Genomic DNA, 23,257 nt, shown 5'->3' with positions numbered 1-23,257 from the left:
AACCAGGTTTGTTGTACCTGGTAGTAGTACTCCTTTGTACTTTATAATTGATGGTCTGTCAGATACGGGAGAGGGGGAACTTTACGTTGAATCTTCCTTTAATATTGTCCGAAAAACAAATCTGGCACCCTGTATACCCTTTCCAAGATCGATGAAATCCCCATTCCGGAGTTGGGTTCGTTCATGGAGTAAGAGTCGATGTGTTGTATTCAGGAATGTTCCTCCTGTACTTCCACAATCTTCAATCTGCCAGATCCCACCCATCTGAATGATACGACAATGGGGTCGTGAAACACGGGTGACGGCGGAGTACTCATTTGGCAATACAATCTGTTTTCCTGCATCCAGAGGACCCGAGGCAACAGGATCAACACGACCAATTGGGATCATCGCTTCATGCAATGGGAAGATCGAGCCATCCAGTGGACCTCCGATGACCACAAGCACCGGCGAGGGATGTTCAAATTCTTCCTCAACCTGATCGATCAGCACCTCAATCCTCTCAGAAAGGCTCCGATCCGGAGAGGTGCCTGAGAGATTTGAGAAGATGCTCAAATTCTGAATGATCACCTCAAGTCCACCCGGAATAACCGAGTACTTCCATACCGGATGCACACCTTTTGACGTTGGAGCGCCAGTTCCGGCATCTCTTCGTATAACGCCAGCCAGCAGGAGTTTGTCGATGTGTTTTTTGGTGTTCTCATAACTCGTCTCAATCTCCCGTGAGAGTGTCCGGATATCCTTTGGGGTTCGTTCGATCGACTTCAGGATACGGAGTCGCGTCGCATTTCCGAGGATATCAAGGTACTCTGACAGTTCATCAAGGAAATCCTGGTCCTTCTCAAGTACGAAGGTATGCCCTCCATCATCCATCTCTATCCCTCTCTCCCGGTTCATTCATCATTTTCGAATTCCATGTCACTCTGCCGTCAGCGCCTTGATCGGGTCGATAGTTGATGCCCTCCATGCCGGATAAAGACCGGAGATAACACAGATGATCACCCCGATGAACATGCCGTATGGGACATAAATCAGACTATCGATTGTAAAGAAGTATGCAGTCGTCCCAACCATTGAGAGAACAACGATATACCCGAGTATAAAACTCATGACACCACCGATAATTGCACCCACCACTCCGATAATACTTGCCTCATACAGGAACATCTTCAGTACAACCTTTCGGCGTGTTCCGATACTTCTCAGAATACCAATCTCACGGATCCGCTCGGTCACCGACATCATCATCACATTAAAGATACTCACCGAAGCAACAAGGAGCGAGATCGCACCGATACCCTGCATCATGGATATGATCGTTTGGAGCGATGACGTGATCGAGTCGAGCATACGGGATGCATCGGAGATGGTCACCTCATCATCTTTTCGATTGAGCTGATCATCTATTGCAGTTTTGAGTGCCTCTATATCATTAATATCCTTCACCTTGATGATCACCTCATCGTACTCCCCTTCACCACCATACACGGTTGTAAACCAACGATCAGTCACGATGATCGCATTATCGGTGTTAATATCAAAGGTCATCCCACGCTCTTCAAGAATACCTGATACTTTTACTGTCTTTGTTCCGCTATCGCCGTCTTCATCCCCTATTTTGATCCGGCTTCCGATTTTTAATCCATATCGCTCTGCAAGAGTTGCTCCAACAAGCGCACCATTGGTACTCTGGAGATCAATTACCCCACTCGTTACGGAAAGGAAGCTGGATATATCACTCTTTGCGAGGCCATATATCGATGCTCTCCCCTCATCGCCCCCGATGTATATCGTATCAGACTCTGAATAGACAGGAATGACGGTATTTGGAGTGGCAATCTGTCTGATTGTCCGAAGTTGTGTACTTGTGATATACTCATCATCTGAGGATGAAGAACCTCCTTGAGGAGGACCCATCATCCCTCCTCCCCCACCACTGTAGGGTGATACTTTAATCGTATCACTGTTTGCAGAGAGGGTTTCTGTGACCGATAGGGTCATATTCGCCCCCATAATCCCAACAGCAGTTATTGCGATGACACCAATAACAATCCCGATTGCAGCGAGGAGGGACCTGAGGAAGTTTATCCTGATGTTCCGCATCGCGAGGTCGAAGATAAAATCACCGATCATTCTGCCAGCCTCCCATCACGAAGTACAATTGTTCGATGCGCATACTCTGCCGTTTGAGGATCATGCGTCACAAGAATCACCGTCCTTCCCTGGCGGTTCAGATCGGTGAGTATATCCATAATCTGCTCACCCGTTTTAGAATCGAGATTTCCGGTCGGCTCATCACAGAGGAGAATCTTCGGATCATTTACAAGGGCTCTGGCAATGGCAGCACGTTGCTGCTGACCTCCGGAGACTTCGGCTGGTTTATGTTCGATGATAGATCCATCCAGCCCAACCATACGGAGAAGTTCAGTCGGGCGACCTGTCGTATCCCTCTTTCCATACTTCAGAACAAGTGGGTACTCCACATTCTCATAGAGGTTAAGAAGAGGGATGAGGTTGAATCTCTGGAATATATACCCGATCGTATTCAGACGCATATCTGTCAGTTCATCATCATTCATCTCACGGATGTTTCTCCCTGCAATGAAGAGATCGCCACCCGTAGGAATATCCAGACTTCCGATCTGATTTAACAGAGTGGATTTTCCTGATCCGGACTGACCCATGATTGCAACAAACTCTCCCTCCTCAATATCCAGAGAGATTCCATTCAGCGCAACTACGTCACCAACCGGAAGTGGATAGATCTTTGTTACATTGTGTATCTGTATGATCGGCATGAACGGTCACATTCAATCCTTCTTCAACTTCATCTTCAGAATGGTGAACGCACGGGCGAGGTACCCCCTCCTCCAGCAGATTACAACGGCAACGACAAGACCGATGAATAGGACAAATTCCAGAAGTGGAAGTGACCCAAGACCAGCACCTGACATCCCCATCATCCCCATACCACCTGGCTGACCTCCGGCAGCAGGAGCGGAACCTGACGAGGTGACACCTCCGCCGGAAGTCATGGATACAGCACCTGTATCAAACAGATAGGTCATCGTGTAATCATTCCCATGAAGATCTTTGTAACTCACAATTATCGGGATAGAAGTATGGCCCCCGGCATCATACGTCACCTCAAAACTTGAGAAATCGTCAGACTCCAGCGAGCCGATCACATATTGCGAATACGGATCGATTGCACGGGCAGGAGTTCCAACGGTCACCACAACAGACCTTGCATCCTCAATTCCCGCATTACTTACATCACCGGTTATTGTGGAGACTCCACCAGAGATGCCTGTTGCAAGATTATTCACCACCATACGAGGAGCAGTCTTTGATTCACCCACTTCTATGGCAAGATCGAGTGAAGTGGTATGTGTATTCATACCATTCCGATAACTGACTGCAATGACAGGATTGGACGAATAGGAGGCGGAGATATCAAGCGATACCTTCGTTGACTCCCCGGCTTTCAACGTTCCGAGAAAGTAACCGGACTGAGTGCTCGCCACACCATCACCAAGAAGATTGACAATCACTCCCTGAACTGCATTATCACGGGGATTTCCGATCAGAAGTGTGACACTCTCTTTCTTCTCTGCAGTAAACACATCAGGCATATCAACCAGAGAGACCCGGATACTGTCACTCTGCACCTTCACCGGCAGAGGGTACCGGATGCTGCCTGCATTTTGGAAATCCAGATAAAATATTGGGTAGTAGATGGCATCCTGACCAACAGCATTGATGGTAAATACAAAATCACGGGATACACCAGCTCCGATATCTCCGATAGAATTATAATTTGTGGTATCAGCGACGGTGATACCATCTCCGGTGGCGCTCTGTGTCCCATACAGAATGGCACGTGACAGTTTAACACTCTGATCGCCATTATTTGTAATAGTAACTGTAACAAGCGCCGTATCGCCCTTCATCAAAATATCCGGGCTAATCGTAACTCCTGTAACCGACACCATGCTTGCCGCTGAATAGCTCGTTGTATCCTCGGCTGAGGCGGTGCAAAAGAGCAGCATGAGGGTTAGCAGAATCAGACAATATCTCTTCAACATTTCATAACTCCTTTCTATATCAGATGAATAGAACAGAAAATGGGATAAATTCCCTGAATGGAAACGGATCATCCCTTTAACCAACAGGTTCAATGCACTCTCCAAAATAGATGCGGGATTGGTCGCAGTTAAAGGAATATATTTATTAATATACTTCCCAGTACCTGACGATAGAGATGAGAGAGAAAATAATTATCTTAGCCCTTCTGGCACTAGCCACCTGCTTCCTGATGGCAGCCGGGTGTGTCGGTGGGGAGACACCACAGGAGAAAGAGATCTCAGGGGTTGGTGTTGTTACGTACATCGATCTTGAAGGTGGATTCTTTGGGATCATCACTCATGAAGGAGATGAGTATTATCCGCTGAATCTTGCCGATGAACTGAAGGTTGACGGAGCAGAAGTGACCTTCACCGGTACGACACAGAAAGATACGATCACAATCCAGCAATGGGGAACCCCAATCCGGATTACGATGATAACGAAGAATGAGGCTGAACCATCCATCACCAGCACAGGTGTTGTCACGTACATCGACCTTGAAGGAGGCTTCTATGGGATCATCTCCGGAAAGGGTATCCGGTATCTCCCACTGAATCTCGCACAAGAGTACCGTGTTGATGGTCTGTCAGTCTCGTTCACCGCAGTTCCGGAGAAGGATATCATGACGATCCAGCAATGGGGCCAGCCGATCACGATCGTCTCGATCACCGGGGAGAAACAACAAGCCGGTATGCCAAATCCAGCAGCAGTCTTTGTGAAAGAACAAGGGTATGAGTACGAGATCCGATCAGGGCCGGATGGGGAGTATGGTGTAGCCATCCTTCCAAACGGCACCGTAATCGATGAGTGGGAACTCTATTTGATGTACCACTAACCCTCTTTTTTAGATCGAGCCATAGATAAACCAGATCCCAAAAACAATGAGAAAAATACCGCAGGCAGATAGTACGATCCGGTATCCGTGATCCGAGAGGAAGAACCTGCCCCGGTGAAGACTCCCCGAGACGAGTGTGAGCCACGCGATATCTCCTGCCCAGTGGCCAGCCATTAAGATACCACCGGCAATGAGACCCCCTTCAAGTGAACTCCAGAGGAGAGCTGCACCAATCGTAAGCCACCAGATCCAGAAATACGGATTTGAGAAGCTTGATACGAAACCGGCTGCAACAGGTCTGCCGACATTGATCTGATCATCTGCGGATGGAATGAGAGCATTACGTGCTGAGGAGAGCGTGAGATATCCAAAGATCACCAGTGCAAAACCTCCAACAAGACCGATCAACCAGGTTGCAGATCCAATCAGGGTGCCAAGACCTGCGATAACCAGCAGAATGATCCCCATCTCAGCAATCATATGCCCGAGACAGACGAGCGGACCTGCGCGCCACCCTGAAGTGACAGAAGCATTGATGGTCGCAATCAAAGTAGGGCCCGGTGCGAGTGCGCCGGTTAGTCCAATCAGTAGCCCTATTGAAAAAACTGAGATGAGATCAGCCACAATAACTCCATTAGTATCTATGCTCTGCTTCCAGATGAAAGAAACTCAGGACAGATGGGAAGGGAGTGCATAACACCAATAATTACAGTTATTTTTGAAAATAGACTGCAAATATCTTCGCAGTTAAGATAACCTATAAGATATATACAACCCCTTGATAGTATGATCGCTATGCGGATTCATACACTTACACCAGTGCTGGCACTTCTTCTTGTGCTCAGCCTTATTGCTCTGCCCGTTTCAGCGGCAGCAGAACAAAATGAGCGGGTGATTCATACACAGGGTACAGGTGAAGTAACCACTGCACCCGATCGTGTCGAGATCTCCCTTGCAGTCGTCACCGAGCATGCTGATGTGAAGACAGCCCAGCGTGAGAACGCCGAGAAGATGAGCAGATGCATGAATGCACTCAAGAGTGCAGGTCTGACCTCAGATGATATCAAGACGACGGGATATTCGATCTATCAGGTGACGAAGGATACTGATGCAACGGGATCAATCCTCCCAAAAGACAGACAGGTCAAAGTCTACCGGGTTACAAACACCCTTCTTCTGACCCTCAAAGACACCTCCCGTGCAGGCGAGATGGTTGATATCGGCGTTGAAAACGGCGCAAACAGTGTCAACTACATCTCTTTCACCTTAAGTGAAGAGAAGCAGAAATCCCTTCGGACAACAGCACTCCAGAAGGCAGTCGCAGACTCACGTACTGATGCCGATGTGGTCGCAGCGTCGCTTGGTCTCACAGTTCGTGATGTGAAGGAGGTAACAATTGGTGGAGGATATTACCCAACAGTCAGCCGTATGTATGACAGCATGTATATGGGAGCTGGCATGGAGAAGGCATCAACACCAATTGAAGCAGGAGACGTAAAAGTTACCGCAACAGTCTCCATCTCTTATCTCTGCTGAGAAGAGAGTTCAGACAACCCCTTTTTTTATCCTTGTTTCGTCGTCCTGATTGATAGAGTAAGAATACAAATGCTTAATGAGTCAGATTGACAATACTCTCTCTACAGATAGAGAATCATTAACTCAGGATTGAACAATGGAACGGACAATAAGTTTTAAGGAGCGCCGGTATATAGAAGAACTCCGTATCCTCACCAAATCAACTGCAATCGACTGTATCATTGATGATCGTTTTGATCGTCTGATCTATATCATAACACCTGGCGATATGGGCATTGCTATTGGAAAGAATGGCGATAACATCAGAAAAATGCAGAAGGTCCTCGGAAAGAGGATTGAAATGGTCGAGTATGCAGAAGAGCCAGCCGGGTTTATCAGGAATATCTTCAAACCTGCCGAAGTAACAGCTGTACAAATGCCAGATGGTGCAATTGGTCAAATTAAAGTCTCTGTCAAGAGCAGAGGGGAGGTTGGAATAGCAATTGGCAAAGGAGGGTGCACCATTGAAAAAGCCAGAATTATCACCCGACGCTTTTTTGGACCGGATATGGGTGATATTATAGTGGAGGAGGATCATGCAGCCTGATATTCTTGATGAACTCTGGGATGTCATTTTGGAGCGATCTAATACTCCTGATGGAAGAAAATCCTATGTTCGTTCTCTTCTCTTCCATGAGAAAGGGATCGACAAGTCCCTTGAAAAGGTAGGGGAAGAGGCAATCGAGTACATCCTCGCTGTCAAGAACGGAGAAGATGATAGGATCATTTCTGAAGCCGCAGATCTCATATTTCACCTCATGGTGAGTCTGAAAGCCGCAGATATTAGCTTCGTTGAGGTAAAAAACGAGCTTGCTGCCCGAAGAGCCGGGATGAACCTTCACGATTAACTCCTTTTCATCCAAAATAATCAATAAAGTCATGCAGTTCCGGGAGTTGATCCCTTGAAACTGCCGAATCATCAAGAATTGAATCACAAAGGATGACAGGAGATTTCTGCCGGACTGCAAGAGCAATGCCGTCACTGGGTCGACAATCAATTGATATATCACCCAGATGTGTTTTGAGATTCATTGTTGCATAATAGACACCGTCTTCGATACTATCAACACGGACATCTCTGAGTCTTGTTTCGAGAGCTAAAAGGGTGTCGTTGAAGAGATCATGTGTAAGAGGACGTACAGGAGTGGGACCATTCAACGCATTGTTGATAGATACCGCCTCATATAATCCTATAAAGATGGGAAGATAACGGTGATTAGGAGCCTCAAGAAGAACAACCGGTGCTACCCCAAGGTCATGTACGGCCAGATAAACCCCAAGAACCTGACAGGTAGTCAACCGCATATCGTTTCTTCATGTCTTCACCGGTTATGAAGCTGTTGGTCATCCTTTCCTGATCCAACCTCCCTTTTAACGATAAGAAGGCTTGAAACAAGGCCAATAGCGATATTAACATAGTAGAGGATAATTCGCCAGAGCAGCACAAAGACGCCGATGACCGATGTACTGATGAAGAGACCGTAGATTGAACTTATGGAGATCTCAGCAACTCCTGCTCCACCGGGAGTGAGAGGGATCATCATGATGATTGCGATGATGAGTTGTGAGACTAATGACTCAAGGAAATGCGGCCCTTGTCCCAGACCGATAAGGAGAACTGAAGCGATGATAAACTCGAAGAACCAGAAGAGAGCTGTAAAGAGAAGGCCCAGGAAAAGACCTGCCTTACCCTTCCCGATGAACTTTCCAAGGCTGAAATGAAAGTTGTCAACCTCACGGTCAACCTTCAGAAGGAACTTCTCAATACGGGCCATCTCCCATTTTTTCGTCAGATAAATGGAGATCCACCTCATCAGTCGTTTCAGCAGAGCAGGATTTCGGACAGATATCGCAAATAAGATGACACCAATCGAAACAAGGAACCAGGTGAGATAGATTGCAGTTGTTATGGATGGGGGGACATTCAGCGACTGCCATACAGTTCCGAGGAGGAAGAGCATGATTGCCCCCCCAATACCGAAGATGACTCCGTCAAGAACCCTTTCCATGATCACTATAGCTGTTGCATCCCCGAGTTTTACATTCGCACGGTACAGTTCATGTATCCGTACAGGCTCACCTCCTGCCTGAGATGGGGTGATAGCAGCAAGAAATAGATTCGCACAGACGAGGTTTAAGCAATGGAGGAAACCGACATGATACCCAAGTCCATACGCCATCACCTTAATCCTCAGTGCCCAGAAGATAAGGGCAACCAGATGACAGGCAAGTGCCAGAAGGATTATGAACGGACTGAGATTCTTAAGAGCGGTGATCGTCGATTCATCAAAGGTGAAGTACAGTAGTCCAATGAGAAAGAGCGTACTGAGCCCGACTGAGATCCAGATCCATTTTTTATGCTGTGGGTTCATCTAAGTTCCTGCTCGTTAATCTAACTGTCCTGAAACATTATCCGACATAGGTAAAAACATCTTCTGAAATTATGCGGTGAAGAGATGCCGATCACCTATGATCTGAAAAATTCCGGATCTGACCCCGCTATCCAGCCAGCCATAGCCATAACTGAAAGATGCAAGAGCTGATGCACAAAGACCCTCCATCAGGTAATCATCTCCATTCATCTGCCATCTGAATATAATCTCCCTGAATATAGTACAAGACTGGCAGAGCGGGCTTGATGCATCAGGTGCATCATTTACCGCAGCAGAGGCAGCAGATAACATCCTCTGATACCGGAATGTCTTTTCTTTCAGTCTTTCAGCATATGAATGATGAATATCACCAGCAAACCCGGAGAAGGGATCTGTTCTGGAAAGGAGACCAAGATAGCTGCCGGCATCCAACCACCCATAGCCATAACACCATGATGCAAGCGCATTGACTTGATCATCTGAGCGAAGAAAAACCTCACCATCCTTCTGGTATGCCCATGCCATCTCGAGGATCTGATCAGCTACCAGCCTGAGCGGAGAGATATTGACAAGGGGAGAAGAAACACCCTCCAGAGATCGAAGATAAATGCTTGAGAGGGAGGCGAGATCTGTGATCATGCGAGGTGGTGATCAGATGGTTTCAGCCCGGCAAACCGTTCAAGGTATTCACGTTCCATGAGATGGAGTTCTGCCGGTACGACAAGGATATGAAGGGGAGATCCAAAGTCATGTGATCGGAGGTCCTCACCTGAGCCTGCAAAGATGACCGGATCATCTGATCCCGCCCTCGCAATACCGACAAAAAGAGGAATATGTACCTTAAGACGACCGGATATCTCTTCAATGATGGTGATCGCTTCGTGGATATGCATATACCGTTCATTCTGAATATCCAGATAGACGATCGTATGGAGGTTCTGTTTGAGGTTCCCCGCAATCACCTCGACGGGGGTGGTCGGCATCCATCTCCCTGAAGGGAACGGGAGCGAACATGATTTTCCGGACCGATAGTTCTGAAGACCGGAGAGACCAAAGACCGCACTTGCAATTGAAGCGGCATGAATGATACGTGTTGGAATATTCCGTTCAGCCGCCCTGATTCTGAGGTCTGAATGTGTTGTGGAGACCATCGTATCACCTGCGGTCAGAAAGACTGCAGATCCTGCTTCAGCTGCATCAAGGATCGGGTCAGGGTGTTGTTCGACATCTTCACGGGAGAGGAGTCGAATGGGCTTATGGTAGAGCTTTTCCATCGAAGAGATATCCGTCCCCATCAATTTTGAGGTATAGTATTCGAGGAAGACCACATCAGCAGATCGGATAACAGAAAGTCCTTTTAACGATATGTCATTCTCGTCATAGAGTCCAAGACCAATAAATGTCAACATTTTATACCTCAATACTGGAACTTCGTGATCTGGTCAACCATTGAATCGATGACACTACGACATTGCTTCCGATCATATGCTGAGATGAAGTAGATCGGTGTATCAGCTTTAATCTCAAGATCTGCACGAATCTTCTCTTCCGTGACCGAATAATCGAGGTCGGCCTTATTTGCAACAACAATGATCGGAACAACCGTATTCCCTTCAACAATTCCTTTCAACTGTCTCGCACGAGGCATCAGTTCAGGGTGGGTGACATCCACCATCAGGATAACACCCATCGCATTTCGTGCAAGTTGAGGCACGATCGGATCGAATCGTTCCTGACCAGGTGTCCCATAGATATTGATATCAAATCCCTTGCTTGCCATATGTCCGATATCAAGGGCAACAGTCGTCGGCGTGCCAAGGAGGCCCAGTCTGTCGACAGACATACCAGCATCTGAAACATTCTTGACAAAAGTTGACTTTCCGGTATTTGGGGGGCCGGTTATGACTATCTTTGGGATATAGGGGACGATATGGCCTTCGCTCACAATATAAGGGAGAGAACGGGCAGGAAGAGAGAGCCATGAGATAGTATGAACGGTGAAGTAGTTAAAGAAAGAAACGACACCTGAGCCCGCCTGAAGAGTTATAACAAGATCAAAATTTGTATCCTTGAGGAGGGAATCGAGCATATCTCCGCCGAAGAGATTGAAATATTCAAACACTCGTGTGATCGGTTTATCCGATTCAAGATCATCAAAGAGGGAGACAGCACCGGAAAACTCGAAGTGGTCGGAGAGTACATCCAGATAGACGAAGATCGCCTCGATATGATCTTCTCTGACTATCTTTTGGATGAGGTTTTTACAGGCCATATTGCAGTCCAACGAATCAGGATGAGCATTCGTTATCTCTTCGATATCATGCATATCCAGATATCGAATGAGATCCTTGTAGCAGTCGAGATGATAGTGACTCTGTGCAGCAACATCTACAAGATACGCATCTTTGCTCGTAAAAGGAGCAACAACAAGTGATCGCTTCCCTGCAACGACTGCGGTATGGAGCATCGTGATCAGGAAGTGCTGACCATCTGCCTCCGGTTCAATTGCATAGAGTACCCGACTTCCATCTGGCACCCCCCCCTCTAAAAGCCCATCCAGTGCATCTATACCTGTATATATCATCCTTCCACCACCAATCTGCCGTTTGGATCAAATGAATAAGGAAACCACGGTGTCATCCTTCCCCCAAGACCGATGACACGAAGCTCAAAACTATCAGTCCCCTCTCGCACCTCAACTACCCCATTCATCAACTGTTTGACGAGCGAGATCGTCCTCGCATCAAATGACTCGTTGTTCAGCACATAAAATCCGATCCATTCATTCTTCTTCAGTTTTGAAGAGATGACATGGAGGAATTGATACATCACTTCGAGCTTTCTATACATCAGAAACGTTGAGAGCGAATTTACACAGAACCGTATCGGCGGGGGGAAGATACCGGGGATCGGATTCTTCAGGCTCTCATCAACAATTCCGGAGAAAACCTTGCTCATCTTAATACTGATACCTGTCAGATCTACAGGACTTGCAATGAACTTCATCCGATCGGTGTCCGGCACATTAGGGAGATCGCTCTTTGTTATCGCATCGATTATCGCAAGCGCCCTTCTCTCTGTCCCATTCAGTTTAAAGTAGTTCATTGCCTCTGCCGCCCGCTCATCTGTTGAGAGGAGGACACAATACTCTCCCTTCGAAGGAAACGAGAGGTTATATGCTATCCGCTCAGCACCCGAAAGCGGGGGTGCCAGAATCAGGACATTCGCACCTGAGGTCAGACCACCAAGCTGATCATCAAGTGCAGGGATACCAAACCGATAGCTGTACATCTGTTTAAGAGTGTTATGTCATTCCTATCTTTAACAATGCTCCTACAACGATGCCAAGAAGAACGGTATACAAAGAGATCAGAATCGCCCACTTTCTCCCAATCTCCTTTATCAATACCGCAATTGTGGATATGCAGGGGATGAAGAGGACACAGACGACTGCAAAGATATACAGTTGTACTGATGTCATAACAGAGCCGAGGTCAGCTGTTCCGGCAAGGACGGCTAATGTCTCAAATGCCATCTCTTTTCTGAGGATACCAAAGAGGAGGGCGGTTGCTGCAAAACCGGGGAGGCCAAGAACTGCTTCAGAATATGGGGTGATCAGATCCTGAAACGCAGATACCAGACCAAAATACTCAAAGATGCCGAGGAAAACACTTGATACGAGGAGAAGCGGCATTGCGATGAAGAGGAATTCTGAAAGGCGCATCCATGCTTTCTTCACCACCATCTTCGGCTGAGGCATCCGAAGCGCGGACATCTCAAGGATCATTCCAAACTGCTGACCGGGTGTTATCCGCGAGAGGACGATCCCGGTTACAAGTACCAGCAGGAAGACTATGCCATAGACTGAGAAGGCAGCGGCAAGCCCGATGAACGAGGCGACGATTCCTGAAATAACAACAGTCCTTGCCGAACAGGGAATCATCGTAACGAGAACTGCTGCAATGATACGCTCCCTCCGTGTGGCGAGGAGACGAACGCTCATCAGTGCCGGGACACTGCAGCCAAATCCAAGTACCATCGGAATGATCCCCTGACCATGCATACCGAACCGGTGCATCGAACGATCAGCAAGGAAGGCTGCACGTGTAAGATATCCCGAATCCTCAATGATCGAGATGACAAGATAGAAGATGAAGACATACGGAAATGCTATCCCAAGACCTGCCTGAAGTGCGATGAGGATGGAACCTCCGATAGGAGCGGCGATTCCCGGGAGATTGAGTGCAAGAAACGGTTCAATTGCGAATGTATTAAAGAGGTCAACGATGATCTCTTCAAAAAAAGCACCTGCGGTGAAGACGAGCAGAAGGATCGAGATGATGACAGCGATGAGGATAGGGATCCCCGGAAACGTTCTTGTCAGGAGGGTATCAAGATCAAAACGGGGAGGGGGGGTTCGTCGCTTTGTAACCTGTTCGCCAAGGGAACGCGCATAATTATGGCGGTTGGTTGCGATGATCTGGTGCGCCGTCATATTGTGGCGCTGTTCGATCTCAGTTGCAAGCCCCTGTGCAGATTCTGCAAGATCGTCCATCTCCTCAGGACGAACAAGTGCCTGGAGTGCAGCACTTCTCTCTATTGAATAGACCTTTGAGAGACTCCGGACCGCCGCCTCCACATGGTGATCATATGGCACAGAGATGAACGGAATACCGGGGTTTCCTCGTGCCGCATTGAGGATCGCCTCCATATTCTTTCCCTCAGAGGCAATAGTCGGAATGACGGGAGAACCGATCAGATTTGTCAGCAGTGTATAATCGATCTCAATCCCAAATTTTGCCGCTTCATCGACCATATTCAGGACAACGACGGTTGGGATCTTATATTCTGCAATCTGAAGAAGCAAGTAGAGATTTCGTTCAAGATGCGTCGTATCCAGAACCGCGATGAGAATATCGGCCTCTTTTCTTTTGAGTATTCCGCGGACCAGGGTTTCCTCTTCCGATTCGCCTTCAAGAGAATAGATACCGGGAAGATCCACAAGCTCGATCATCTCGCGCTCATAGCAGACGTTTCCGCGCATCAGATCAACGGTCGTACCGGGATAATTGCTGACCTCAACACCAAGGCCGGTCAGGTGGTTGAATATGAGTGACTTTCCCACACTGGGGTTTCCGATGAGCGCGCATGAAAGCCGCCCGCTCATTCCTGCCTCCGTACATGTATCTCAGAGGCAACTTCAGGTGAGAGAGCAATATCACATCCTTTCACGGTGATGACCACCGCATCGTTATGGAGTTTTCGCCGGATCGTAATTGGTTCTCCTTCAATGATACCAAGGTCAATCAGCCGCCGGTGGCGACCCGGACAACGGATAAAAGTGACAAAGACAGTTGCACCTTCCGGAAAGGTGACAAGTGGGGAAGAAGCAGAGAGATGATCACAATTCCGCCTTCCATGACCCCTGCTACACCCTCTGCCGGTCGTCTGCAGGTAAGAATCGAGTGCCTCAATCGTCTCTTCAGAGACGCCATGTTCCAGTATGCAAGCCTCGCGGGAGGCTGCCTCGGCTTCAAGGCCAAGTTTCTCAGAGAGAAAACAGGAGAGGACAGCATGCTTTCGGGCAACCTTCTCTGCCGTCCTCTTGCCTTCAGGGGTGAAATGCCATTCTGATGCTACATCCCCGGTGAGCAGGGCTCTACCCTTGCATTTTTCTAATGCAGGTATGATCGTATCCTCCGCAACAGAGAGATGGGATGCAATCTTCTCTACAGTTGCGGCAACGCCACCCTGCCGGATCACAAGAATACTTTCAAGGATATCTTCCTCAAGGGAGGTCTGCATATACAGAATATCTGATTGAGAAATGATATCAATATGCCTTCCGGCCAGAATGGATGAGTCTATTAGCAGCCGGATACCAGTACCGCGTATGGTAAGCGGGGTGAACGCCGAAGTTGCCCGAATGCTCGATACGATCGCTGAGCTCCTCCTTGTCATCGGAGATAATCCATTTAAAATTCGTGCATATCAGCGTGCAGCAGAGACGGTGAGGAGAACGGTCCAGCCGGTTGCCGGGATGAGCAGGGGAGAGCTGGTTGCAGTCGATGGAATCGGGAAAGCAATTGCTGAAGCGATCCTCTCGATTGCAGAGACCGGGACCTGTAATGAGCTAGAATCACTGAAGGAGAAGATCCCACCGGGGCTCCCGGAACTTCTTGAACTGGATACTATTGGCCCAAAGACGGTGCAGAAACTCTGGAGCCACCTGAACATCACCTCCCTGACCGAACTTGAAGCGGCAGCCAGGGGTCGGAGGATCCGGTCCCTCCGTGGATTTGGAGAGAAGAAAGAGGAGGATATTCTTCGTGCAATTACAGTGTATAAGAATAGATCCGGGAGGATGCTCATCTCAGAGGCGGAAGAGATTGCAGAGGCGATCACCACTCATCTGACACCCGGTACCTTTGTCATTGCCGGTTCACTCAGGCGCGGACGGAGTACTGTTGGTGATATTGATATCGTGACGACTGAGCCTGCGGGGTCAGTGAACCCCCATCTCAGGGCTATTGCCAATGAGATGATCGATGAGGGAACAAAGAAGACATCGATCTTCTATCGTGGGAAGAGGGTTGATATCCGGTTTGCTGATCCATCAGAGTTTGGTGCAACGCTCCTCTACCTTACGGGATCAAAGGAGTTTAACATCAGGCTCCGCGAACGGGCGATCGCGTCTGGGATGCAACTGAATGAGTATGGACTTCTGAATAAACGAACCAAAGAGATGATCCGGTGTGCAACAGAGGAGGAGGTTTTTACCCTGCTCGGTCTTGCATTCATTCCACCTGAGCTCCGTGAGGACAGAGGAGAGGTACGTCGTGCAGAGGCGGGGACATTGCCCCGGCTTCTCGAACCATCGGAGATAAAAGGTGATCTTCATGCCCATACTAAGGGATCAGATGGCGTGCTGACCGTTGCTGAGCTGGCAGAGATGGGCGACAGACTTGGATATGAGTATATCCTCTGTTCTGATCATTCCGCATCGCTTGGGGTAGCACGGGGGCTGTCTCCTGAAGCGGTGAGGGAGCAGGCGCATCTGATCGAGATGGCAAACCGGGATCATACCTGTCAGATACTTGCCGGGATCGAGGTGGATATCATGACCGACGGGAGCCTCGGTCTGCCTGATGAGGTGCTCGAGGGTCTCGACTGTGTGATCGCTTCAGTCCACTCTTCACTCCATCAGGATGCCGATACGATCACCAGACGGGTAATCCGGGCGATGGAGAGTGAACATGTCGATATCATCGGTCATCCAACCGGTCGGCTTCTTGGACGGAGAGAACCGTCAGTTATTGATATACCCAGGATTATTGACGCTGCAAGAGAGACAGGTACCGCACTTGAGTTAAATGCCTCACCTCACCGACTCGACCTTGATGATATTTATTTAAAGACGGCTAATGAATCAGGAGTGCAGATCGCAATTGGAACTGATGCTCACGGGCCAGAAGATTTTGCTTCGATAAGATACGGCGTAATAACAGCCCGACGCGGATGGTGCAGGGCAGGCGACATACTGAATACAAAAACACTACAGGAACTGTTGGACTTTTTCCGATGATACACAGAATCTATGAATATCTGCTTCTGCGGGATATCACTACCCCTCCCCATGAGATCTGTTTTATGCTGACAGTTTTGGATCTTCGGTCCGCACCAGAGCGGATAGCAGAAGTGGTTCAATGGGCAGGTGAAGTGTCCGGCATTGAGATGCTGACATTCCATATTGATACTGATGATATCTCCTGCGTTTTGCCTTTTATCAATGATCTGAAAGGGGTCTCGGGATTCTCCCATCTCCACCTGCATATAGGGGAGGAATACTATGAGGAGGGGGTCGGACTCCCGGTTCTGATCGTCGTTGGAAGAAGTGGTCGTGAAGAGATCACAGAGAGCATTAAAAAGATCGCTGAAGAAGGGATTCTACCCTCTGATGTGAACGAGGATCTGATCGAGTCTCACCTCACCTTCAGATCGGCACCGGATCTTATTATTAAGACCGGTGGAAGTTATCTGACCGATTTTCTCATCTGGCAGTCGGTCTACTCTGAGCTCTTCTTCCTTGATGTGAACTGGGAGTTCTTCAGAAAGACGGATTTTCTCCGTGCAATTCGTGACTTTCAGTCACGGGCACGACGGTTTGGAGCCTGACCGCTTCCGCTGGTCATAGACTCTGATCGCTCTGAGGAGATCGATTTTGCGAAACTGCGGCCAGTAAGGGGCGCAGAAATAAACTGATGACTCGTTGCCATTCGCAAGCCAGGGGAGGAAGTTCGATGTCCGGTATTCGTTTCCGGTCCTGATGATCAGATCAACCGGGGGAAGGCCAAGGCCTCCATAGAGGTTAGCCTCGACCATCGCAGGTGTGATTCTGTCAGGTGAGAGGGTGCCATCCCTCACCTGTGTGATGATACGTCTTGCTGCATGGACGATCTCGTTTCTCCCCCCATACGCGATGGCAACATTGAGGTAATGGTTGCTGTACTCTTTTGTTGCTTCTTCTGCCTTTTCGACACAGGCAAGGACATCGGCGGGGAGGAGGGATTTGTCACCGACCATCCTGACCCGGATCTTATTCTTATGAACACGTTCATCGGTTAGGACTTTGAGGAAGCGATCCTTGAAGAGTTCAAAGAGTTCTCCAAGCTCTTCTTCATTCCTCCTGAAGTTCTCGGTAGAAAAGGCATAGAGGGTGATATGTTTGATCCCAAATTCCCGCGCCCATTCGAGCATCATCTCGGTGGTGTTTGCCCCCTGCCGGTGCCCAAAACCGGTCTTCTGGCCCATCTCTTTTGCATACCGCCGGTTTCCATCCTGGATGATCGCGATATGGGTCGGGGTTTTGGAGATACTGCTTCTGAGAATTCGGAAGTAGAGGGGTTCAAGCAGGGTGCGAAGGTTCACAGTGGGTTCACCTCAACGATCATCCCCTTGTTTGGGTACCGTTCGATGATCGATAGTTCGAGATCTTCATTTGTTGTAAGTTCATCAAGGAGCCACCATGCACATTCGACACTACCGTCCGGCTGGATTTCATAGCTCTCTTCGTCAAAGTCCGCTAACAGGATGGTGAGATCACCATCTGATCGAATGCGGCCGTAATTGATCGTCCCGTCTTCTGTGATCTCGTCAAAGTGACGGGCGGTCATGGTGGCGATCCGGATCAGACGCTCCCGGAGCTGGACAGAATCCTTGAAGCCTGATGAGCAGAAGTGGACCTTCGGGTCATCGGTGATCTCTTCTGCCCATTCTGCGGCGCCTTCTATTGCGTTATGGAGATCATCAGTCGGCTCCATCCCACGACTCCTCATCTGATCAGCACAGGTCTCGCCCCATTCGAGTTCGTTGATGTTGAAGAAGTCAAGGAGCGGAAGCATCGGGCGGAGCGCTCCGATGCCTGGGAGGGAGGGAACTTCGATCCCGATTGCAAAACCCATCTCGCGGGCAAGGCGGGCGGATTTTGGGTACTCCGTCTGCATGATAGAATCCCAGACTTCATGCGGCGGGTGCATCCGGATCTCATCAACGATTCCCTGGAGTGCGGTGAGGTCGGTTTCTGTCGGAGCACGACCTGTATAAAGATGGATATGGTGGTCAGGTCCGAAGTGTTCCTTTAACAGGCGGCAGTACGAGACGGTCCGGTCGCGGACGATGAGGGGCTCACCCCCGGTCACACCGGTGCCAAGGGCGTCCATTGCTTCTGCTTCGGTGATGATATCGGCATCTGTTCTTGCCTGCCGATCGTTTGCAAAGACGACGTCGAGATCTTTCCGCTCAGCTGAGAGGGGGCAGTACCAGCATGTCCGGTCACAGAGTCCGGTGACGAAGAGGACGAGTTTTGCACCCTGATGACAGAGGATGCAGCCGTCACTGAGCATTGAGGTGCCTCGCTCTCTGATATGGTATTGATATGAAGTGTATCATAGATGTCTCTCTGTATATTGTCCGTCTGTCTGTAAAACAGTATCCGGAGGAGTAGCTTTTTAATTATAACGATGCTATTCATCATCATGCCGAGGCAGTCTGACGATGCCCTCTCCGAAGTGATCGGGTTCATCCTGATCATTGCGCTGATTACCATATTTCTCTCGCTCTGGATGACGTACGTAATTCCGGCAGAGGGGAGGCAGCAGGAGATTGAGCATATGAACTATGTCAGGGACTGGTTCACACAGTATAAGATCACAGCGGATTCGCTCTGGATCAATCATGATGCTGATTCAAAAGATCTTACCAGTGTCACGATATCGAATTCACTGGTTTTGGGATCGCAGGGGGGGGCTACACAGGCAGGCGGTTTGTTCATACCGGTGATGAGCCCCACAGGATCGACCGGATCGATTGCGGTAAAGAATGTATCTGCTGAGGGTGGGGGAGTTGAGCGGATTGTGTTTAATGTTGCAACGCCTTTTGAGATCCCTATGTGGAGACTTGAATTCGCTACGAATAACAATTACTGGGTGCCACAAACTTATTACTATCAGATGGGGGGCGTTTTTCTCAGGCAACAGACAGGGACAGTTGCACGGATCATGCCACTCATAATCTTCCCATCCGAAAATGATGCCGAGATCATCATCATCCGATTAGATGGAGGGGGAGAGAGCGGATTGAGCGGGAAGGGGTCAGTACGGATAGACACAAAATTAAACAGTGCTCAGTCAGAACAGGGTTCTCTTGGTGGTGGAAATATCAAGTTTATATTAAGTGATGAAAATGCTGCACGTGGATGGGAGAATATGCTGAAAGAACAAGGATACCCCGTTCCATTCCGTGTTAATAACGAGGTTACAGTCACCCTCAGTGGAAATATTCAATGTGAATTTGCAAACTATACAGTCTCAGTTCAGTCAATTGCATCACTTGTGGACTGAAACATTTACAGTTTTTTTGGTAATGGACTAAGGACTAGAGTTGCATGGGAAGAAGCAAAAGACAGAGGAGAGGAGAGTGAATGATTCATCACATTACCAGCCATGAGAAAGCAGTTTCCGAGATTGTTGGAACCTTGATCCTCTCTGCCCTTATCGTCATTGTGATCGCCATTGTCACAGTTAGTTTCCTGTCACAGGAGCCGGTTCCTGAAGTGCCGGCACTCCGGATCGATCTTTCAGATAAAGAAGAGGCAATTACCCTCATCCATCGTGGAGGTGACACCCTTTACAGGGATAAAACCCGGATCATGGTCGATGGTATCGAAAATACGAGTGATTTCAAGACACCCGAAGGAGCGAATTGGACAACCTTTTCTACCGGAGACTGGCTGATCATACCGGGATCGAATGCTACGGGAGTGAGCATTCAGATTATTCATACAGCTCCGGATATTCCAACACTCCTGTTTTCGATAACAGGTATCAGACCACCTCTCCCGGATCCACCAAAGGCAGATTTCACTGCCGATATCACATCAGGACTGCCTAACCTAACCGTTTCATTCACCGATTTGTCAACAAAATACCCAACCTCATGGTCATGGAACTTTGGAGACGGTGGTGTATCCACACTTAAAAATCCGGTACATATCTACACAATCCCAGGAAATTATACCGTCAGCCTGACCGTGACAAATGCCGGTGGATCAAACACCATGGTAAAGATAGGGTATATCCGTGTCTTCACGCCTGCGGAATATATTGCCGAAGAGAGTGTCTTTGTCTACGGAACAAAGTTATTCTTCTCTGGAAATTATGTCATCGGAGTCAATTCAACCATTATCATTACAGGGGATCTCGACACGGCAGATACGAATCTGGGATCAGGTCTTTTTGTTTCGAAGATTTTCATCAATGGAAGCACAACCATGAATACCGGGAGTGCAAGTCTTGGAAATCCAGATTTCCCGAATAAAATTGTTATAAATGGTGATCTGGAACTTTGGAGCGGAGGAAGAAATATGTATGGGGATATCTATGTTGATGGAAATTTCGCCCTGAAAGATGCGATAATACATAATAATGTCTATGTGAATGGTGATCTCACACTCGGGTGGACTCCCATACTCTATCCGGAGACTACCATTTACTATACCGGCACAATCACACATCCTCCAAACTATAATCAGGATATTCTTGCAAAATGTGTGCATCAGGCAACGGTTCCAACAGAGAGTATGCCAAACCTTGAAATGCCGGCATTAAAAATTTCGACCTGGTACGATGATAATGGATATGTCGATTCGGGATTATTGACGAGTGACCTGAAGATTTACAACGCCGGCTATACATCCACCGTTTGGAGACCCTCACAATACGATGTGATTGTGGTTGCAAATGACGGAGATATCACAATCACCGGACTGGGGGGAAGCACACTCACCGGTGTCCTCTTTGCACCTTTTGGAAAAGTAACTTTTGAAGGGGCCCAGTTTGAGGGGGTCGTCATTGCACGGGATGGTTTCTATGTTCCAAGCGGCGGAACAATCGTCGTTTTCACAAACCTGATGGATTTCTTCGATGATGAGGAGGACTGGCCGTTTGTGTAATCATCGAAGAAGCAGATATGAACAGATATTTAACCTCAAGGATTCAGATGAAAGAACACCGTATAATTAAACGTAAAACCACCACAACCGGTTGATCTACCATGCCCGGTACTGACGGCGTCTCAGAAGTAATCGGCTCAATAATGCTTATATCACTCGTCGTACTGGCAGTGGTGATCGTCGGAGTCGGAATTCTCTCCCAGCCGCCCCCGGTACAGACACAATATCTGGATGCAATTCCGGGGATTAAAAGCGACACCCTCTATCTCTATCACAACGGGGGAGATGCACTGTATCCGGGAGATTTTTTTGTAAGGGTGGATGGAATCGATTACTCTTCTGACAGTTTATCCATACAGGGGGGAGACTGGCCATGGGAGATCGGGGAGTTACTCAAAGTGGATGGGCTTACCACTGCAACCTTTGGCAGGATACAGATTATTTCAACCATTGGCGGTCAGCAGAGCATCATCGTTGATATTGGCGATGTAGGTATGACACCGGTTCCAACAACGCCGCCCCCAACCCCTGCACCGCCGGTTGCCAATTTCTTTGGCAGTCCGACTTCCGGAACAAGGCCGCTTTCGGTCATCTTCACAGACACCTCAACAAGAATTCCGACCTCATGGTCATGGAGCTTCGTGGACGGAAACACCTCAACAGCACAGAACCCTACACATACATATGTAGCAGCTGGTACATACACCGTCAGCCTGACGGCTACGAATGCTCAAGGATCCGATACAGAGACAAAAACAGGCTATATCACAGTGAGTGTACCAGGAGCACCACCAGTGGCAAACTTCACCGGCACACCAACATCCGGCACAAGACCGCTGTCAGTTGTCTTCACAGACACCTCGACCGGAAGCCCAATCTCATGGTCATGGAGCTTCGGGGACGGAAACACCTCAATAGCACAGAACCCTACACATACATATGTAGCAGCCGGCACATACACTGTCAGCCTGACAGCTACGAATGCAAATGGTTCTAACACAGTGACAAAGACAGGCTATATCACAGTAACTGATCCAATCTCCCCGCCACTTGCCGACTTTATCGGTTCACCCACAACCACATTCAGGCTGCTCTCTGTCGCATTTACCGATCTCTCTACCGATACTCCGACCTCATGGTCATGGAGCTTCGGGGATGGAGGCACATCGACAGCCCAAAACCCGACACGCCAGTACATGACAGCAGGAACGTATACTGTCAGCCTGACAGCAACCAACGCTGATGGATCGGATACTAAAACCAAAACGAATTACATTACGGTAAACGAACCAACATTCCATAATATTATCCTGAACTCGGACCGGCCCGGTACTGTACTCAAGCCAGGGTACATTGAGTTCCGTACCACAACAGGTAATAATTACGTAACTATTAACGGAGTACAATATGTTCCCAAGAATAGCGACATTGTTCGACTAAACATCAATTCAGATGATCCATCCGCAACGATCGGTGTTACGAGCATGAGAGTAAACACCTTCTCCTTCACTGATGTGACACTCTCAATCAATGGTGTCGTTCAGGCAACAGGTGCGGTGACAGCCATCTATATTGGAGGGTCAGAGAACTGGATATCAACCCTCGTCTTCACATCCCCAGCAGTTAGTCCAACAGTCTGGACCCAATTCCAAGTGGATGGTGTCAACCTTATCAATGGTCAGGATGGGCGGGAGATCGTCCTCTTTGGGATAGTCCCAAATACTGCGGGTACGACTCCGGGTACGATCAACTTCAATAGGCCATCAAACTATTATGTATTCCGTTCGGCTTATGTTACAGATCCACCACTATAATGTTAAGAGAGAGAGAGAGAGAGAG

General features: G+C 48.4%; 24 protein-coding genes. 9 read left to right on the top strand and 15 right to left on the bottom strand.

The features are described from left to right. Positions 1 to 81: 81 nt before the first annotated feature. The 4 genes from Q7V06_RS01130 to Q7V06_RS01115 are packed head-to-tail and all read right to left on the bottom strand — an operon-like array spanning position 82 to position 4,052. Positions 82 to 873: an FHA domain-containing protein gene (locus Q7V06_RS01130; protein ID WP_304836824.1), complete on the bottom strand. Its 792-nt coding sequence runs from the start codon at positions 871 to 873 to the stop codon at positions 82 to 84. Positions 874 to 918: 45 nt separating this feature from the next. Continuing rightward, on the bottom strand, positions 919 to 2,133 hold the full coding sequence (locus Q7V06_RS01125; protein ID WP_304836820.1) for an ABC transporter permease: 1,215 nt from the start codon (positions 2,131 to 2,133) through the stop codon (positions 919 to 921). Continuing rightward, positions 2,130 to 2,798, bottom strand: coding sequence for an ABC transporter ATP-binding protein (locus Q7V06_RS01120; RefSeq protein WP_304836817.1), 669 nt, complete (start codon positions 2,796 to 2,798; stop codon positions 2,130 to 2,132). Before Q7V06_RS01120 ends, Q7V06_RS01125 begins: the two co-directional genes overlap by 4 nt. A 12-nt stretch (positions 2,799 to 2,810) precedes the next feature. Further along, positions 2,811 to 4,052: a COG1361 S-layer family protein gene (locus tag Q7V06_RS01115; protein WP_304836814.1), complete on the bottom strand. Its 1,242-nt coding sequence runs from the start codon at positions 4,050 to 4,052 to the stop codon at positions 2,811 to 2,813. 212 nt (positions 4,053 to 4,264) lie between these two features. On the opposite strand from Q7V06_RS01115, the gene Q7V06_RS01110 reads away from it, so the two are divergent. Continuing rightward, complete coding sequence (locus tag Q7V06_RS01110) at positions 4,265 to 4,963, top strand: DUF333 domain-containing protein (RefSeq protein ID WP_304836811.1); 699 nt, start codon at positions 4,265 to 4,267, stop codon at positions 4,961 to 4,963. Positions 4,964 to 4,972: 9 nt separating this feature from the next. On the opposite strand, the gene Q7V06_RS01105 is transcribed toward Q7V06_RS01110, so the two are convergent. After that, positions 4,973 to 5,587 (bottom strand): LysE family transporter, encoded by a 615-nt coding sequence (locus Q7V06_RS01105; RefSeq protein ID WP_304836807.1) that lies wholly within the window; start codon positions 5,585 to 5,587, stop codon positions 4,973 to 4,975. Between the two features lie 171 nt (positions 5,588 to 5,758). Between Q7V06_RS01105 and Q7V06_RS01100 the strand changes: the two genes are divergently transcribed. The 3 genes from Q7V06_RS01100 (at position 5,759) to hisE (ending at position 7,386) form a co-directional block, all read left to right on the top strand. Then, positions 5,759 to 6,499: an SIMPL domain-containing protein gene (locus Q7V06_RS01100; RefSeq protein WP_304836804.1), complete on the top strand. Its 741-nt coding sequence runs from the start codon at positions 5,759 to 5,761 to the stop codon at positions 6,497 to 6,499. 136 nt (positions 6,500 to 6,635) lie between these two features. Continuing rightward, entirely contained in the window at positions 6,636 to 7,085 is a 450-nt protein-coding gene (locus Q7V06_RS01095) for a NusA-like transcription termination signal-binding factor (protein ID WP_304836801.1), read from the top strand. Further along, the gene (gene hisE, locus Q7V06_RS01090; RefSeq protein ID WP_304919901.1) at positions 7,075 to 7,386 is read left to right on the top strand and encodes a phosphoribosyl-ATP diphosphatase; all 312 of its coding nucleotides are present in this window, start codon (positions 7,075 to 7,077) and stop codon (positions 7,384 to 7,386) included. The genes Q7V06_RS01095 and hisE overlap by 11 nt, the downstream gene beginning before the upstream one ends. Positions 7,387 to 7,393: 7 nt before the next feature. Here the strand turns inward: hisE and Q7V06_RS01085 are convergent, their stop codons facing one another. The 8 genes from Q7V06_RS01085 to Q7V06_RS01050 all read right to left on the bottom strand — a co-directional run bounded on the left by Q7V06_RS01085 (position 7,394) and on the right by Q7V06_RS01050 (position 14,715). Beyond that, positions 7,394 to 7,843 carry a bifunctional nuclease family protein gene (locus Q7V06_RS01085; protein ID WP_304836798.1) on the bottom strand — a complete coding sequence of 150 codons (450 nt, stop codon included), beginning with the start codon at positions 7,841 to 7,843 and terminating at the stop codon, positions 7,394 to 7,396. Between the two features lie 17 nt (positions 7,844 to 7,860). Beyond that, positions 7,861 to 8,910: a flippase-like domain-containing protein gene (locus Q7V06_RS01080; protein WP_304836795.1), complete on the bottom strand. Its 1,050-nt coding sequence runs from the start codon at positions 8,908 to 8,910 to the stop codon at positions 7,861 to 7,863. Between the two features lie 69 nt (positions 8,911 to 8,979). After that, on the bottom strand, positions 8,980 to 9,549 hold the full coding sequence (locus Q7V06_RS01075) for a DUF357 domain-containing protein (RefSeq protein ID WP_304836793.1): 570 nt from the start codon (positions 9,547 to 9,549) through the stop codon (positions 8,980 to 8,982). Next, positions 9,546 to 10,319 carry a diphthine synthase gene (gene dph5 / locus Q7V06_RS01070; protein WP_304836790.1) on the bottom strand — a complete coding sequence of 258 codons (774 nt, stop codon included), beginning with the start codon at positions 10,317 to 10,319 and terminating at the stop codon, positions 9,546 to 9,548. Before dph5 ends, Q7V06_RS01075 begins: the two co-directional genes overlap by 4 nt. 8 nt (positions 10,320 to 10,327) lie before the next feature. After that, entirely contained in the window at positions 10,328 to 11,494 is a 1,167-nt protein-coding gene (locus Q7V06_RS01065; RefSeq protein ID WP_304836788.1) for an ATP/GTP-binding protein, read from the bottom strand. Continuing rightward, positions 11,491 to 12,201: a hypothetical protein gene (locus tag Q7V06_RS01060; RefSeq protein WP_304836785.1), complete on the bottom strand. Its 711-nt coding sequence runs from the start codon at positions 12,199 to 12,201 to the stop codon at positions 11,491 to 11,493. The genes Q7V06_RS01065 and Q7V06_RS01060 overlap by 4 nt, the downstream gene beginning before the upstream one ends. A gap of 13 nt (positions 12,202 to 12,214) precedes the next feature. Continuing rightward, complete coding sequence (gene feoB / locus Q7V06_RS01055) at positions 12,215 to 14,077, bottom strand: ferrous iron transport protein B (protein ID WP_304836783.1); 1,863 nt, start codon at positions 14,075 to 14,077, stop codon at positions 12,215 to 12,217. Further along, positions 14,074 to 14,715 (bottom strand): metal-dependent transcriptional regulator, encoded by a 642-nt coding sequence (locus Q7V06_RS01050; protein ID WP_304836781.1) that lies wholly within the window; start codon positions 14,713 to 14,715, stop codon positions 14,074 to 14,076. The genes feoB and Q7V06_RS01050 overlap by 4 nt, the downstream gene beginning before the upstream one ends. A 49-nt stretch (positions 14,716 to 14,764) precedes the next feature. Here Q7V06_RS01050 and polX point away from each other — a divergent pair, with 49 nt between their 5' ends. Both polX and Q7V06_RS01040 read left to right on the top strand, forming a co-directional pair. After that, complete coding sequence (gene polX, locus Q7V06_RS01045; RefSeq protein WP_304836778.1) at positions 14,765 to 16,495, top strand: DNA polymerase/3'-5' exonuclease PolX; 1,731 nt, start codon at positions 14,765 to 14,767, stop codon at positions 16,493 to 16,495. Between the two features lie 65 nt (positions 16,496 to 16,560). After that, on the top strand, positions 16,561 to 17,085 hold the full coding sequence (locus tag Q7V06_RS01040; protein ID WP_370650791.1) for an undecaprenyl diphosphate synthase family protein: 525 nt from the start codon (positions 16,561 to 16,563) through the stop codon (positions 17,083 to 17,085). Here Q7V06_RS01040 and uppS read toward each other — a convergent pair. Beyond that, on the bottom strand, positions 17,059 to 17,838 hold the full coding sequence (gene uppS / locus Q7V06_RS01035; protein WP_304836773.1) for a polyprenyl diphosphate synthase: 780 nt from the start codon (positions 17,836 to 17,838) through the stop codon (positions 17,059 to 17,061). The two genes, Q7V06_RS01040 and uppS, sit on opposite strands and share 27 nt — an antisense overlap. Beyond that, the gene (locus Q7V06_RS01030; protein WP_304836770.1) at positions 17,835 to 18,812 is read right to left on the bottom strand and encodes a radical SAM protein; all 978 of its coding nucleotides are present in this window, start codon (positions 18,810 to 18,812) and stop codon (positions 17,835 to 17,837) included. Before Q7V06_RS01030 ends, uppS begins: the two co-directional genes overlap by 4 nt. A 132-nt stretch (positions 18,813 to 18,944) precedes the next feature. Here Q7V06_RS01030 and Q7V06_RS01025 point away from each other — a divergent pair, with 132 nt between their 5' ends. The 3 genes from Q7V06_RS01025 (at position 18,945) to Q7V06_RS01015 (ending at position 23,232) form a co-directional block, all read left to right on the top strand. Next, the gene (locus tag Q7V06_RS01025) at positions 18,945 to 19,808 is read left to right on the top strand and encodes a hypothetical protein (protein WP_304836767.1); all 864 of its coding nucleotides are present in this window, start codon (positions 18,945 to 18,947) and stop codon (positions 19,806 to 19,808) included. A gap of 80 nt (positions 19,809 to 19,888) precedes the next feature. Further along, complete coding sequence (locus Q7V06_RS01020) at positions 19,889 to 21,418, top strand: PKD domain-containing protein (RefSeq protein WP_304836764.1); 1,530 nt, start codon at positions 19,889 to 19,891, stop codon at positions 21,416 to 21,418. 101 nt (positions 21,419 to 21,519) lie between these two features. After that, the gene (locus Q7V06_RS01015; protein WP_304836761.1) at positions 21,520 to 23,232 is read left to right on the top strand and encodes a PKD domain-containing protein; all 1,713 of its coding nucleotides are present in this window, start codon (positions 21,520 to 21,522) and stop codon (positions 23,230 to 23,232) included. The last annotated feature ends 25 nt before the right edge of the window (positions 23,233 to 23,257 follow it).

It is taken from the genome of Methanocalculus sp. (genome assembly GCF_030651615.1).
Lineage (GTDB): Archaea > Halobacteriota > Methanomicrobia > Methanomicrobiales > Methanocorpusculaceae > Methanocalculus.
The sequence above is the reverse complement of the archived record's forward strand: the minus strand, read 5'-3'. Positions and strand labels throughout refer to the sequence as shown.